This window comes from Hyalangium sp. (assembly GCF_045802625.1).
Classification (GTDB): Bacteria; Myxococcota; Myxococcia; order Myxococcales; family Myxococcaceae; genus Hyalangium.
Genome location: NZ_JBJMQP010000152.1, coordinates 1 through 12,008, shown reverse-complemented (window position 1 = coordinate 12,008; position 12,008 = coordinate 1). Strand labels below are relative to the sequence as shown.

13 protein-coding genes are annotated in these 12,008 nt (G+C 68.6%); 5 read left to right on the top strand and 8 right to left on the bottom strand.

Annotated elements, in window-relative coordinates; genetic code table 11:
• Both traA and ACJ8AT_RS27640 read right to left on the bottom strand, forming a co-directional pair.
• Nucleotides 1-989: outer membrane exchange protein TraA family protein (traA, locus tag ACJ8AT_RS27645; RefSeq protein ID WP_407740878.1), on the bottom strand; the 989-nt coding region annotated here is incomplete at its 3' end.
• A 207-nt stretch (nucleotides 990-1,196) separates the two neighbouring features.
• Nucleotides 1,197-1,448 carry a helix-turn-helix domain-containing protein gene (locus ACJ8AT_RS27640; protein WP_407740877.1) on the bottom strand — a complete coding sequence of 84 codons (252 nt, stop codon included), beginning with the start codon at nucleotides 1,446-1,448 and terminating at the stop codon, nucleotides 1,197-1,199.
• Between the two features lie 442 nt (nucleotides 1,449-1,890).
• On the opposite strand from ACJ8AT_RS27640, the gene ACJ8AT_RS27635 reads away from it, so the two are divergent.
• Together ACJ8AT_RS27635 and ACJ8AT_RS27630 are read left to right on the top strand one after the other, a co-directional pair.
• Nucleotides 1,891-2,064 carry a hypothetical protein gene (locus tag ACJ8AT_RS27635; protein ID WP_407740876.1) on the top strand — a complete coding sequence of 58 codons (174 nt, stop codon included), beginning with the start codon at nucleotides 1,891-1,893 and terminating at the stop codon, nucleotides 2,062-2,064.
• 378 nt (nucleotides 2,065-2,442) lie between these two features.
• Nucleotides 2,443-3,201 (top strand): hypothetical protein, encoded by a 759-nt coding sequence (locus tag ACJ8AT_RS27630; RefSeq protein WP_407740875.1) that lies wholly within the window; start codon nucleotides 2,443-2,445, stop codon nucleotides 3,199-3,201.
• A 54-nt stretch (nucleotides 3,202-3,255) separates the two neighbouring features.
• Here the strand turns inward: ACJ8AT_RS27630 and ACJ8AT_RS27625 are convergent, their stop codons facing one another.
• The 4 genes from ACJ8AT_RS27625 to ACJ8AT_RS27610 form a co-directional block, all read right to left on the bottom strand.
• Nucleotides 3,256-3,762: a helix-turn-helix domain-containing protein gene (locus ACJ8AT_RS27625; RefSeq protein WP_407740874.1), complete on the bottom strand. Its 507-nt coding sequence runs from the start codon at nucleotides 3,760-3,762 to the stop codon at nucleotides 3,256-3,258.
• A 103-nt stretch (nucleotides 3,763-3,865) separates the two neighbouring features.
• Nucleotides 3,866-4,309 (bottom strand): helix-turn-helix domain-containing protein, encoded by a 444-nt coding sequence (locus ACJ8AT_RS27620; protein WP_407740873.1) that lies wholly within the window; start codon nucleotides 4,307-4,309, stop codon nucleotides 3,866-3,868.
• Nucleotides 4,310-4,461: 152 nt separating this feature from the next.
• Nucleotides 4,462-4,920: a helix-turn-helix domain-containing protein gene (locus tag ACJ8AT_RS27615; protein WP_407740872.1), complete on the bottom strand. Its 459-nt coding sequence runs from the start codon at nucleotides 4,918-4,920 to the stop codon at nucleotides 4,462-4,464.
• Nucleotides 4,921-5,090: 170 nt separating this feature from the next.
• Complete coding sequence (locus ACJ8AT_RS27610; RefSeq protein WP_407740871.1) at nucleotides 5,091-6,830, bottom strand: GTPase; 1,740 nt, start codon at nucleotides 6,828-6,830, stop codon at nucleotides 5,091-5,093.
• Between the two features lie 103 nt (nucleotides 6,831-6,933).
• Between ACJ8AT_RS27610 and ACJ8AT_RS27605 the strand changes: the two genes are divergently transcribed.
• Together ACJ8AT_RS27605 and ACJ8AT_RS27600 are read left to right on the top strand one after the other, a co-directional pair.
• On the top strand, nucleotides 6,934-7,131 hold the full coding sequence (locus ACJ8AT_RS27605) for a hypothetical protein (protein ID WP_407740870.1): 198 nt from the start codon (nucleotides 6,934-6,936) through the stop codon (nucleotides 7,129-7,131).
• A gap of 15 nt (nucleotides 7,132-7,146) precedes the next feature.
• On the top strand, nucleotides 7,147-8,289 hold the full coding sequence (locus ACJ8AT_RS27600) for a thiol reductase thioredoxin (RefSeq protein ID WP_407740869.1): 1,143 nt from the start codon (nucleotides 7,147-7,149) through the stop codon (nucleotides 8,287-8,289).
• A gap of 6 nt (nucleotides 8,290-8,295) precedes the next feature.
• On the opposite strand, the gene ACJ8AT_RS27595 is transcribed toward ACJ8AT_RS27600, so the two are convergent.
• Together ACJ8AT_RS27595 and ACJ8AT_RS27590 are read right to left on the bottom strand one after the other, a co-directional pair.
• A complete protein-coding gene (locus ACJ8AT_RS27595; protein WP_407740868.1) occupies nucleotides 8,296-9,450 on the bottom strand; it encodes a metallophosphoesterase in 1,155 nt (384 codons plus the stop codon).
• Between the two features lie 56 nt (nucleotides 9,451-9,506).
• Entirely contained in the window at nucleotides 9,507-10,625 is a 1,119-nt protein-coding gene (locus ACJ8AT_RS27590) for a response regulator transcription factor (protein WP_407740867.1), read from the bottom strand.
• Nucleotides 10,626-10,926: 301 nt separating this feature from the next.
• Here ACJ8AT_RS27590 and ACJ8AT_RS27585 point away from each other — a divergent pair, with 301 nt between their 5' ends.
• Nucleotides 10,927-11,901, top strand: a complete 975-nt coding sequence (locus ACJ8AT_RS27585; protein WP_407740866.1) for a hypothetical protein — start codon at nucleotides 10,927-10,929, stop codon at nucleotides 11,899-11,901.
• Nucleotides 11,902-12,008: the final 107 nt, after the last annotated feature.

Below are 12,008 nucleotides of genomic sequence, written 5' to 3'. Positions count from 1 at the left end.
TTGCACTCGACGCAGGTGTAGTTGAGCTTGTCGCAGACCTCTCCGCTGGGGCAGGCCCTGTCATCGAGGCAGCCGGTGCAGGCGTGGGTGGTGAGATCACAGCGACGGCCGCCGCACTGGGCGTCGTCGGTGCATTCGACGCAGGCATAGGTGCCGTTGACGTTGACGCAGTTGGGAGTGCTCTGGCCGCAGGGAGAGCAGCTCGGGCCACAGACGCGGGAGGTGTCACAGGGAGCACAGAGCGCGGCCCCATTGCAGTAGAAGCCCGAGTTCAGGCCGCACCCGCCATTGCCCGGGGCATTGGCGTTGGCACGGTTGCACTGCGCGCACTGGGCTGGGTCCGTGAAGGACGGGCGCCCGGTTTCGGTCTGGAAGAACCTCTCGGGCTGGACGAGCAGGAAGCCAGAGTCGTTCAGCTTGACGACAGGGGTCTGGTTGATGGTCCGCTCGAAGTCGGTGAAGGCTCCATCCAGGATGGCCAGCTCCAGTGCTGCTTGGTCAGTGACCTCTGCATAGAGGATCTCGATGGGATACAGGCCGGACTTCTGGAACGTGACGCTGTTGGTAGTGCGCCAAGTGGGGGCACCAAGCTGAGGGGGGCGGTTGATGACCGTGTACTGGACGTTGTTCCGGTCGAAGATGACGAGGCTCACCGCATCATCGGTATAGAGGCCGAAGTGCAGCGGCTTGTTCAGCATGTCCGGGGTGATGTTCAGGTAGCCACGGAAGCGGGAGCCAAAGGAGGTGAACGGGTCGTTGATGAAGAAGCTGCAGCCGTAGCTGGTGCATCCCTGTACCGCGTCAACGAAGTCTCCCTTGCTCGCCTGAGTGCCGCCGGTGTTGTTGTTGGACAGGTCGAACGGCGTGCGGAGGACGTAGGTGGTGCGGCTCGCGGCCGTCCGCTCCATGAAGTCGTTCATGCCCCCGATGTAGGACGAAGTGCTTTGGGGGAAATCGCTGGCAGGATCCGAGGAGACGCTGCTGGCCACGCACAGACCCGTGCCGGCTTGCGTTGGCGATGGCGCCACCGGGTCCCCGGTGACGACGACATCCGGCAATTTGGCCGCCCACGCGGGACCCGCGAGGCACACGACCACCGTGATCAGCGCCAGAGCGCTTCGAAAATTGAGCGAGAACAAGGGCCTACATCCTCCGCCAACTGTCCCTCAACGTCCAGGGCGTGGCGGGTGCCTCCCTCAGGGGGAAGGGTTCTTGCTCTTGCCGCCGCGAATGACGTACAGCCGAGGAGGCGAAAGGGCGATCAGCAGCTCATCCGCAGGAACACGGAGCGCCACGACCAAGTCCAGGAAGGCCTTCGGCGAGGACGGGAAGTTGCCGCGCTCGATGCGCTCGTAGTCCTCGACAGTCATGCCCACGGACGTGGCGAGCTCCTCCGTAGTCAGCCTCAGGCGGTTACGAGCCCTGCGCATGTTGATAGCCAAGGTCATCGCGAGCGGGTGCATAGGTTTGTCCCCAAGATAACCCATGACGGCGGGTTGGAGCCACCTCGATACTACCTCTCGCATCGGGAGGGCAGGACGTAGTAGGTAGGCACGTTCAGGTGCAACTGGGTGAGTCCGGTGATTTCCTCCAGCAGCCCCACCTCCTCACGCTGGCGGCGAGTCAGGCAGGCCGATGGATTTTCCAGGCGACTGAACCCAAGACGTTGGGGTGATAGCCGGTGCCTCCGGGCTTGCCTGATACTCCGTGCCCGTTCGCACCCGAGGGATTGAGGAACTGGCAGGTTGTCTCCGCGGCATGACGTGGCGAGTCATGTCGCGGACTCGGCGGATGACCACGACCGCGGCGTTGTGTACCCGGCAATGAGCGAACGGGCCGTTGATCACACCCGTCCAACTGTAGCAGTACGACCCAAGAAGTGGGGGGAACATGAAGACCCGAAAGAAGAACACGTTGCAGTGGTTGCTGGCACTGAGCGTCGGCGGCGCCATCCTGGGAGGCACGCTCGCCTACGCGCAGATGCGCGAATGCTGGGAATGCTACCCCTGCGGTTGTTCTCCGGATGGCAGCGCCCTGCTGTGCTGCAGCACCCGCAGCTGCTAGCCCGTGGCGAGCAACCCCGAGGCCCTCGTGCGACTCAGGTATCTAATGATAGCGGCAGTGTTCTTGGGGGCCCTGGCCGCAGCACCTACGGTGGCCCAACAGTGGGGGGTGTTGTCCCAGGCCTCCGCCCCCGCTGCTCCCACTTCCGAGCCGATCGCCAACCAGCCACCCCTCGAGGTGGCTTCGCGGCCCGTGGCCGGCAGCACACTCCCTGCTTCCGCGGGGGCCTCGGTTCAGTCCCTCATCACCGCGGCCCGCTTCGACACGAGCTCCCGCGAGGCGGCCCTTGAAGGAGCCCCACCCACGAGCCCCTCGGCGGAGGCGAGCCTCTCGCCTCCCTCCTCCGAAACATCATCGGACGGGTTGCCCGCGGCGGGAATGCGGTGCACCTCCCAGGGCGGGACCTTTCAATGCGGCGCCTGTCAGACCGACAGTGACTGCCCCGCGGGCAGTGGGTGCGTCGCCAACCGGGAGACGCGCCGCTTCGAGTGCCAGGCGTCCGAGTGCGAGGAAGACGCGCACTGCTTTCCGGGACTCGTGTGCCGCCCTGTCACCACGGGGGCCACCGGTCCTGTCATCCGCCGCTGCGTCCCCGTGGGGACACGCCGCGAGGGCGAGCCCTGTGACGGACTGTTCATCTCGCAGACGGGGGCCTGCGAGGAAGGGCTCACGTGCCACCGGGGTGTCTGCAGCCGCCCCTGCCGCCTGGGAGATGCCGCGAGCTGTCCGCAAGGCTCCGCCTGCGAGGAAGGGCTCAACGGCCCCGCCTGCTTCCCCGACTGTCACACCACGGGGTGCCCCGAGGGACAGCAGTGCAAGCGCCTGAGCGACACGGAGTACCAGTGCCTCTCGGAGGTGAGAGGCCAGTGCCCCGAGAAGCCCTGTGGCGCGGGAGAGCGCTGCAACCTGCGGCTGTCCCAAGGCCGTGGAGTCTTCTGGTGCGCCGCGCTGTGCGACCCTCTTCGGGCAGACGCGTGCCCTGCCGGCCAGATCTGCGGCACGGGGAGCGCCACCGTCAGCACCTGCTACCGTCGCTGTGAGCCCACGGCGCCCGAGTCCTGTGGTGAGGGCTGGCAATGCACCACGGTGACGGAGGACATGACGCAGTGGGGGTGTAGCCCCGTGTCCTCGCAATAGCCGAAGGCCCGCCTGGCGGGCCTCCGGGTGACCTGGCAGGTTGGGCGGTTGCCGTCAGCGGCGCTTCGGGCGCTTGGGAGGCGGCAGCCCGAGCAGATCGTCCGACATCTCGCCGAGCACGCAGCAGATGTCCACGAAGCTGTCCAGGGTCGGCAGAATGGTGCCGCGCTCCATGCGCCCGTACACCTCCACGGACATCTGGATCTGCTTGGCCATCTTCGCCTGGGTCCAACCCAACCGCTTCCGAGCCGCGCGGACGTTGGCGGCCAGCGACTTCTTGAAGGCATTGATGGAGGCCCGCGTCCCCGCCCGGGCCTTCGGGATGGCGTCCGCTGCCTCTGGCTCATCAGGCCGGGAGATCAACCGATCCGGCGACTCGCCCAGCACCCGGCAGATGGCGACGAAGCGCTCCAGCCTCGGGACGATGTGCCCGCGCTCCATGCGTCCATATACCTCGGGTGCCATGTCGATTCGTTCGGCCATCTGCTCCTGCGTGAGCCCCAAGCGGCAACGAGCCTGACGGATATTCCTGCCCAGCTTCTTCTTGTCGAGGCCATCCATGCGTTCTCTCCTCCAGCGGCGATCCAACATCCTGGGTTGGATGGATGGCATACAACGTCACGGGTTGGCGGCACAGAATACCTCAGGTAGGGAAGATGGCACGTTACCCACCAGGTTGGGAGCCGGAGCGCCGCTGGCGCTTCGCCACCTGCTCCTGCTGGGGCTCCAGGAACGTGACCAGGAGCCGCTGGAAGTCCGCCATGTGCCGCCGCACCGCCTGACGCTGGAGCTGCGTCAGCCGGGGCAGCACCGGCGTGAAGCGGTGCATCACCGTGAACCACTCTTCCTGCCCGGCCGCCAGCGCGGGAGCGGCTTCCGCCAGTGAGAGCCCCAGCAGCTGATCCGCGGACTCACCGAGCTTGGCGCAGATGTCCACCAGCCGCTCCACTCGCGGAAAGATGAGCCCTCGCTCCATGCGCCCGTACACCTCGGGGGACATGTCGAGCATCTCGGCCATCTGCTCCTGGGTGATGCCCAGCCGCGTTCGCGCCTTCCGGATGTTCGCGCCCAGGGTCTTCTTGAGAACCTTCACGCGTTCGCTGTCCATGACCTTCGCCCACCTTGAGAAGTTGGGGCCGTAGGTAAGACGTATTGAGTCGGATTTTCAAGGACACCCGGGGTAGGTATGAGGAAAGGACCACCCAGGTTAGAACTTGAACGGTCTCCTACAGATTGCCTACCTGTGAGGGGAGGTCCGGGCTACTCGCGCTTCCGGCTCCGCGCCTTGGGCGTGCGGCGCGACAGCGCCTTGGCAGGCCCCTTCTTCTTGATGAGCGCGATGAACCGCTGCAGGTGAGAGAAGGTCTGCATCAGCTCCTTGCGCTCCTGCTCCGACAGCCGCGACTCCATCTGCATGAAGAAGTGACGCATCAGCGTCATCATCTCGTCGTAGGCCGGTGACAGCTTCGGAGTCACGGGAGCGCTCGGGCCCGAGGTGAAGCCGAGCATCTGGTCCGGCGGCACGCCCAGGATCTTGCACAGGAGGACGAGCCGCTCCAGGCGGGGCAGCACCTTCTTGCGCTCCATCCGCCCCAGCACCTCGGTCGACATCTCGACCATCTCGGCGAGTCGCGCCTGCGACAGTCCCAGGCGCCGGCGTGCCTTGCGGATGTTTGGCCCGATGACCTTCTTGAGGGTCTCGGTCAGCTCCTTGTCCATGATTGTCCCATGCCCACCGCTAAAAGTCGGGGCCATACATAGGACTTGGAACGTTGGGCTCCAAGGACACCCGGGGTAGTGATTCAGAAGTGACCGGTGAGGTCATAACCCTTCTGGTCTTATTGGCATTTCCTACCCAATACGAATGATCCGAGTCCGCTCAGGGCGCGTCACTCCGCGAGCCCGCGAGCGCTTTCCTCCAGGGCCTTGGCGGTGCGGATCCAGCCGGTGGCGTCGCCGTCGAGGTGCTGCAGCACCTGCGCGAAGAAGCGCTCCTCCAGCGCTCGGGCCAGGGTGGCGCCGTGGGCCTCCGCCCACTTCTGGGTCACATGGGCGCGCACGTCCGCTCCCAGCAGGTCCACGAAGCGCTCCAGCAGCGGCGTGGACAAGAGCGTGCCGGCCCAGATGACGGCGTCGTGCCCCACGCCACCCGTGGCCACCGTCACCACCGCCGCCGCTCCCGAGGGCACCGAGTACACCAGCGTGGTGAGCACCTGGATCAGCTCCTCGCGCATGCTGCCTTGCAGCTCCGCGCCCACGAGGCTCCGGCAGAAGTTGTAGAGGCTGTCCCGGTCCGCCGTGTGCGCGTGGAGCGGCTCGAAGCCCAGCGGCTCCTCCAGCTTCGCCAGCGTCCCCGCGCCGAAGGCCTCCGCCAGCTTCGCCCGAGTCTCCGCGTCGCCATGCCACGCGGCCACCTCCGGAGCGAGCGCGTCCACCAGCCGCCGCACTCCGTCGCGCAGGGTCTCATCCGTGGCGTGGATCACCGGCGCCGCCGTGGGCTCCGGCCCGGTGAAGGACTGGCGCACCTTTCTGGAGACGAACGTCAGCGCCGTGGCGAGCGCTCGGAAGGGCAGCCTCACATAGCGGTGGAAGGCGCTGCGGGCATCCAGCTCGTCCCGGAACGCGTCCACCAGCACATCCGCGGGCACTCCCTTGAGCGCCGCGCTCTTGCCCACCGAGAACAGCTCGTGGCGCAGCCGCTGGCGCAGCCGCTCCGGCTCGTGCGAGGCCTGGCGCGCGGCTCGGCCCAGCGCTTCCAGCTCGGCCCGAGCGTCCGCCAGCGAGGCGGCCAGGGCTCGGGTCTTGAGCTCCCGGGCGTGCTCGGCTTCTCCCAGGAGCGCGCTGAGGGAAGGGCCTCGGTCCAGCGGGTTCGTGGACAGCGGGCGCTCGCCGGCCTCGACTTCCGGCTGGTGGGGCGCGAGGTAGCGGGCCAGCGGTGGGTGCCCCACGTCCGAGGCCAGCTTGTCCAGGTGACTTCGCACCACCTCCTCGCGCGTGGCCTCGTTGTAGACGAGCAGGTACGGCCGTCCGCGTCCCACCGCCGCGCGCAGGAAGTCCACCAGCGCCGCGTTCTGGTACGTCTGCCGGCTCACCACGAAGACGAGCACGTCCACCGTGACGAGCAGCGCCTCGGTGCGCTCGCGGTTGTCCCGGTACACGCTGTCGAAGTCCGGCGTGTCCATCACCAGCAACCCCCGAGGCACCGCCTCCGCCAGCGCGAGGTAGAGGCGCCCGGAGGGGCCCGGCTGGTCCACCGGAGCGTTCTCGCCCGGAGGCACCAGGACCACGTCGTAGCGCCGCGTGAGGAACTCTCTCAGCTCGCCCGTCCACGTCTCCGGGTGCGCGGCCGCGAGGCACTGCTTCGTCAAGCCGCCCTCGGGACGCGCGGGCGACAGGGACGCGCCGACCAGGGCATTGAACAGGGTGGACTTGCCCACGTTGTTGGGGCCGGCGATGGCCACCAAGAGCAGCGGCGCGTCTCCTCCCAGCCGGGGCAGCAAGTCTCTCCGCAGGCGCTCGGTGAGGCGGCGCGCGGTGTCCGCGTCCTCGCCTCGGGGAAACCGCTCGGGCGGAGGCAGGGCGGCGAGGGCGGACTCCAGGGCGGCGCGCAGCGCGGGCAGGGCGATCATGTCGGCCACCCGAGAACACCACGCACGGACAGCGACGCCCAGCCCTTCCTCAGCCTCCTGTCCGTAGGGGACAGAGCCCGGGGATGACGCTATGGTCCTCCCCATGCGTACCCACGTTGCCAGCCTGTTCGTTCTGGGGCTCCTGGCCTGCACCGCCTCGCGCACCACCGTGTCCGAGACGCCCGCAGCCGCTCATGAGGGCGCCCCCCTGCCGTTCATCGATGACGCGTATGACACCGCGCTCGCCCAGGCCAAGGCGAAGGGGCTGCCCCTCTTCGTCGATACCTGGGCGCCGTGGTGACACACCTGCCGCTCGATGCGGGCCTACGTCTTCACTGACAAGGCTCTCGCGCGGCATGCCGGACGGTTCGTCTGGCTCGAGATCAACACCGACCTTCCGCAGAACGCTGGCTTCCAGGAGAAGTATCCAGTCGAGAACTGGCCCACCTTCTTCATCATCGATCCGAGGGAGGAGAAGGCCCTCGTGCGCTTCGCGGGCAGCGCCACCGTGGCGCAGCTCGAGAAGATCTTCGAGGATGGAGAGCGCGCCTACCGGGGAGATGCTCGGGGCGCCGAGGCCGCTTTGGCTCGGGGCGATGCGCTCTATGGAGCCAACAAGTCCGCCGAGTCCGCCGAGGCCTATGCCCAGGCGCTCGCCGAGGCTCCGCCTGACTGGTCTCGCCGAGGCCGCACGCTCGAGTCGCTGCTGACCGCTCAGTGGGGCGCGAAGCAGTATGAGCCGTGTGCTCGCAAGGCCCTCGAGGAGCTGCCGCGTGTGCCTCGCTCGCCGTCCATGGCGAACGCGGTGACGTTGGGCCTGAGCTGTGCCGCCGAGCTGCCCGAGGATCACCCTCAGCGCAAGGAGCTGCTGAGCGCGCTCGATGCCAAGGGGCGCGAGGTGCTGGCTCCTCCGCCTATCGAGATGCCCGCGGATGACCGCTCGGGCCTCTATGAGGCGATGGTGGACGGCCGGAGCAAGAGCGGAGACGAGGCTGGCGCCAAGGCGCTCGCCGCCGATTGGCTCACGTTCCTCGAAGGCGAGGCCGCCAAGGCTCCCAACCCCGATGCGCGTGCCGTCTTCGACTCGCACCGGATGTCGGCGGCGATCATCCTGGGCGACCTCATGCGTGTGGTCCCCGCCATCGAGCAGAGCGAGAAAGAGCTCCCCGCCGACTACAACCCGCCAGCGCGGTTGGCCGTCCTCTACCGGATGCTGGGGCGGCTGGATGAGGCGCTCGCGGCCAACGGCCGGGCCCTGACGAAGGTGCAGGGAGGCCGGCGCCTGCGAGTCCTCGCCGACAGGGCGACCATCCTGGAGGCTCGCGGCGAGAAGGATTCCGCGGTGAAGACGCTCGAGGAGGCGATCACCTACGCGAAGTCCCTCTCCGAGGCGCAGGTGCCCAAGCGCCAGCTCGAGAGCCTCGAGAAGAAGCTCGCCGAGCTGAAGGCGAAGAAGTAGGGCGAGCTATCGCGGACGGGCGGCGGTGCGCGTGTCGAGATCAAACAGCTCGTAGGCTTCGAGCGGCGACTCGCGCATCCCGCCATCGGTGAAGATGAGCACGGCCTCCTCGGGGCGCGTGCTCCGCGGGGTGCCGTGCGCGTAGGCGAGGTGCTCGCCGTCCGTCACCAGGTGGCGCAGCACTCCGTCTCGCACCTCCCCGGGCTGGCTCAGCAGCTCTCGGCTTCGCTTGTCTCGCGTGTGCCCCACCACCTGCGTCAACCCGGCCGGCAGGCGCCGCGGATCGAAGCGTCGGCGCGGGGTGAGGCGCGTGCGCTCGGCGTCCTCTGGTTGGAGGCTCGGGCGGTGATAGAAGATGCCCCGGCCCTCGCCGTAGTCCGCGCTGCCAGGGTGGTGCAGCTTCGGGATGATGAGCCGGCCTCCCTGCCACGCATCCACCGCCGCATCGAGCGCCTGGTTGAGCGCCTCCGCCACCACGCGGGCGTCCGTGGAGTGCTCCTCGGACACTCCCACGAGCCCCAGGTCCTCTCGCGTCACTCCCGCGTGCAGGACGAGCAGGCTCGGCCCGGCCGCGTACGCCACGCGCAGGCGGTGCGCTCGGAGCAGGGAGGTGATCCACGTGCGCTGCTCCTCTCGGAACGCGCTGAAGTCCCGCGAGATCAGCTCCACGGTGGGCACCTGCGGGAACCGTTCGAGGAAGGCCCACTCCCGCACCTCGTCGGTGTCGTCTCCGTCGTAGATGCCGTCCGCCTCCGCCTGGGCGCGGGCGAAGGTGGCATCCGTGAAGTCCGCCAGCTCTCCCACGCGCCCCAGGTCATGGTTGCCCGCGAGGATGACCACCTGGTCCGCCGGGTGCGCCGCGAGCCACGCCACGAGCTGCAGCGCGCTCCGGGCCACCGCGTCCCGCTCGTGCGGCTTGCCCCAGTCGAAGTGGTCCCCCACCGAGACGAGCTGCACGTCCGGCGCCAGCCACCCCTGTGCCGTCAGCAGGCCATGGCGGTCCAGGATGGCCAGGAAGCGGGTGAAGTCCGCCTGAGGATCTCCAATGGAGACCCGGATTCTCCGCTCGGGAGGAGAGGACTCGGGCGGCGCGGAGTGGGGAGCACGCGCCGCGCACGAGGCGGCGTTGTCCAGAGCGGCCTGGATGCGAGGAGAAGTCACACGTGCATCCTAAACACGAGCCCCTCCCCTGGCATGTTCTGTCTCCCGGGAGGAGCTCAGGAGGCCTGGAAGAACTTCGCGATGAGCGCCGAGCGGCTCTCCACCTGGGCCTTGCTCAGCACGTGGGTGACGTGCACCTCCACCGTGCGCTCCGCGCAGCCCAGCCGCGCCGCGATGACCTTGTTGCTCGTGCCCTGGATGATGTGCTCGAGCACCTCCGCCTCGCGCCCCGTGAGCCCCCAGCGCGCCGCCAGCATGTAGACCCGGGCGCTGGCCTGCGCCTCCACCCGCCGGTCCACCACCAGGTAGTGAGGGCAGAGCCCTCGGACCTGGAGCGTCGTCACGGTGGTCCCCGCAAGAGGTGGCTCGCCCTTGGCGTGGGCCTGGACCGCGCCGAGCAGCTGCTCGGAGTCCCGCTCCGCCAGGCTCTTCCCCGCGGTGTTGGCGTACACCACCCGGCCCGGAGCCGAGAGCACGTAGGCCGGCTGCCCGAGCGCCTCCAGCGCCGCCTCCAGCGCCGAGCCCAGCAGCCCCGCCTCGCGCAGCCGCGTCTCCAGCTCCAGCCGCCGCTGCAGCGATGGCACCAGCTCCTGCAGCAGCCGCTGCTCGCGAGACGTGAAGGGCTCCGAGCGCAGCGCGCCGATCCACGCCAGCAACGCCGAGCCCTCGCACACCAGCGCGCGCAGCTGGAACATGTGTGCCATCTTCAGCTGGCGGTACAGCGTCGTCGCGCCCTCGTGCACCCGCTCGCGCACCTGCGCCTGCTCCGCGGGACCGATTCCCAGCCGCCGCCAGGCCCCCGCCCCGCTCTCATGCAGCGGCACCGCCGCCTGCGTCTCGGCGTGCGGGCGGAAGTGCAGCGCCCGGTTGCGCTGCGCCGCCGCGGGCTTGGCCGGATCGAAATAACCCCAAGGGTTGGGTTGCTGGTGCAGGAAGCCGTTGAGCGTGCCGAGCAGCTCCCCCGGAGGTTGGGGAAAACCCGAGCTGTGGCAGAAGCTGGCCGCGTAGTGGTCCGGCGCCAGCTCCACCCCGTAGGCCACCGCCCGCTCCGCGCGCAGCCCCTCTCGGAGGGTGTCCATCAGCCCGTGCAGGGCATCCGCTCCCGGCTCAACGAGGTCCAACCGTCCCCGGAGGTCCGCCAGGAAGGCTCTGTCCGTGGAATCAAGTGGAGTCACGATTTCCAAGTATAACGAGGTTTGATGGCAAACGGCATGCCCCCCAGCACAGAAGTTATGGGCTCAACCTGGATTCTCATGAAATGAGAGGAATCGGGGGAGGCCATCCCACCTACGTGGTTTCCCGGATGGAAACTAATGGGTGGGTCGCGAGAAACTTCTGCTCGGCCCGTAGGGGGGGAGGGCCACCTTTGGTCTGCGGTCCTGTCAAACGCGCGCCAGGTACCCACCGTGCCTGGCGCGCGTTGCCTTTTCAGAGAGCCGGTGAGGCTCCCCCCTCCTTGTATGCTGGGGCCGCGCCATGACCATCGACATCGCCTTCAAGACGCCGGACGCGCTCGTGTTCGCCACGGACGGGCTGGCGACGGTGATGGAGGTGGATGCGCGCGGCCAGGAGCGCTTCCTCTCCAACATGGCCAACGTGGAGAAGCTGGTGCCGCTCTCTGGCGGGCGGCTGCTGGCCATGTTCAACGGGGTGGGCTCCATTGGCGGCGGCACGGTGGCCACCTCGCTGCGCGCTTTTGATGATCATGCGCCCCTGCGCCCGGACGAGTCCGTGGGCGACTACGCGCGGCGGCTCCACTCGGCCCTGGAGGAGCAGGCGCTGCGCCGGCTGGGAGCGCTGCCTCGCCCCTTCCACCTCATCCTCGGAGGCTTCGCGCCCGAGCCGGCCGAGGGCGTGGATCCGCCCACGCTCTGGTCCATCCAGTGGAGCGTGGATCCGAACGTCCCCACCACGCCCACGCCCATCCTCCACACCGAGGAAGAGGGTGCGCCACCGCGGCACCGCTTCGGCGTGCACTACGCGGGCGTCACCGAGGCGGTGGCGCGCTTCGTGGAGGGGTTTGATCCGGCGCTGCCCGAGCGGCTGGCGGTGCTGCTGGCCGGCACGGACGAGAAGGATGGGCCGCCCGGGTTGCTGGAGCAGCTGGCCCAGGAGGCGCGGCGGACGGGGACTCGGGCCGAGCCTCTCTCCAACGAGGACGCGCGCGCGCTGGCCCGGCGCTATGCCCGGCGCGTGCTGCGCGCGGGGTTCTTCTCCTCGGCGCAGGAGCCGCTGTCCGAGCACTTCTCCCTGCAGGCGGCGGTGGACTACTGCGTGTTCCTCGCGCAGTGCGCCTATGCGCGGGAGAACCTCTCGCCCACGCGCCGGGGGGCCCCTCGCGTGGGCAGCACGCTCCAGGTGGCGTACGTGGTTCCAGGGCGCCCCGCGCACCTGCTGGCAGGAATCCGGCTCGGGGTGCGCCTGCAAGGTCTCGACGGAGGACTCCTATGAGCGCACGCAAACCCCGAGGCACGGGCCGGGGCCCTTCTTCCGCGAGCAAGTCCCGTGGCGCCGCGAAGAAGAAGACGGCCCGGCCGGCACAGAAGGCTCCGAAGGCT

What these genes read in the sequence shown, in the direction of transcription:
- ACJ8AT_RS27635 (WP_407740876.1), top strand. Translation starts at nt 1,891, where the DNA reads ATGAAGACCCGAAAGAAGAACACGTTGCAGTGGTTGCTGGCACTGAGC.
- ACJ8AT_RS27600 (WP_407740869.1), top strand. Translation starts at nt 7,147, where the DNA reads ATGCGGGCCTACGTCTTCACTGACAAGGCTCTCGCGCGGCATGCCGGA.
- ACJ8AT_RS27625 (WP_407740874.1), bottom strand. Translation starts at nt 3,762, where the DNA reads ATGGATGGCCTCGACAAGAAGAAGCTGGGCAGGAATATCCGTCAGGCT.
- ACJ8AT_RS27630 (WP_407740875.1), top strand. Translation starts at nt 2,443, where the DNA reads ATGCGGTGCACCTCCCAGGGCGGGACCTTTCAATGCGGCGCCTGTCAG.
- ACJ8AT_RS27585 (WP_407740866.1), top strand. Translation starts at nt 10,927, where the DNA reads ATGACCATCGACATCGCCTTCAAGACGCCGGACGCGCTCGTGTTCGCC.
- ACJ8AT_RS27610 (WP_407740871.1), bottom strand. Translation starts at nt 6,830, where the DNA reads ATGATCGCCCTGCCCGCGCTGCGCGCCGCCCTGGAGTCCGCCCTCGCC.
- ACJ8AT_RS27620 (WP_407740873.1), bottom strand. Translation starts at nt 4,309, where the DNA reads ATGGACAGCGAACGCGTGAAGGTTCTCAAGAAGACCCTGGGCGCGAAC.
- ACJ8AT_RS27640 (WP_407740877.1), bottom strand. Translation starts at nt 1,448, where the DNA reads ATGACCTTGGCTATCAACATGCGCAGGGCTCGTAACCGCCTGAGGCTG.
- ACJ8AT_RS27615 (WP_407740872.1), bottom strand. Translation starts at nt 4,920, where the DNA reads ATGGACAAGGAGCTGACCGAGACCCTCAAGAAGGTCATCGGGCCAAAC.
- ACJ8AT_RS27605 (WP_407740870.1), top strand. Translation starts at nt 6,934, where the DNA reads ATGCGTACCCACGTTGCCAGCCTGTTCGTTCTGGGGCTCCTGGCCTGC.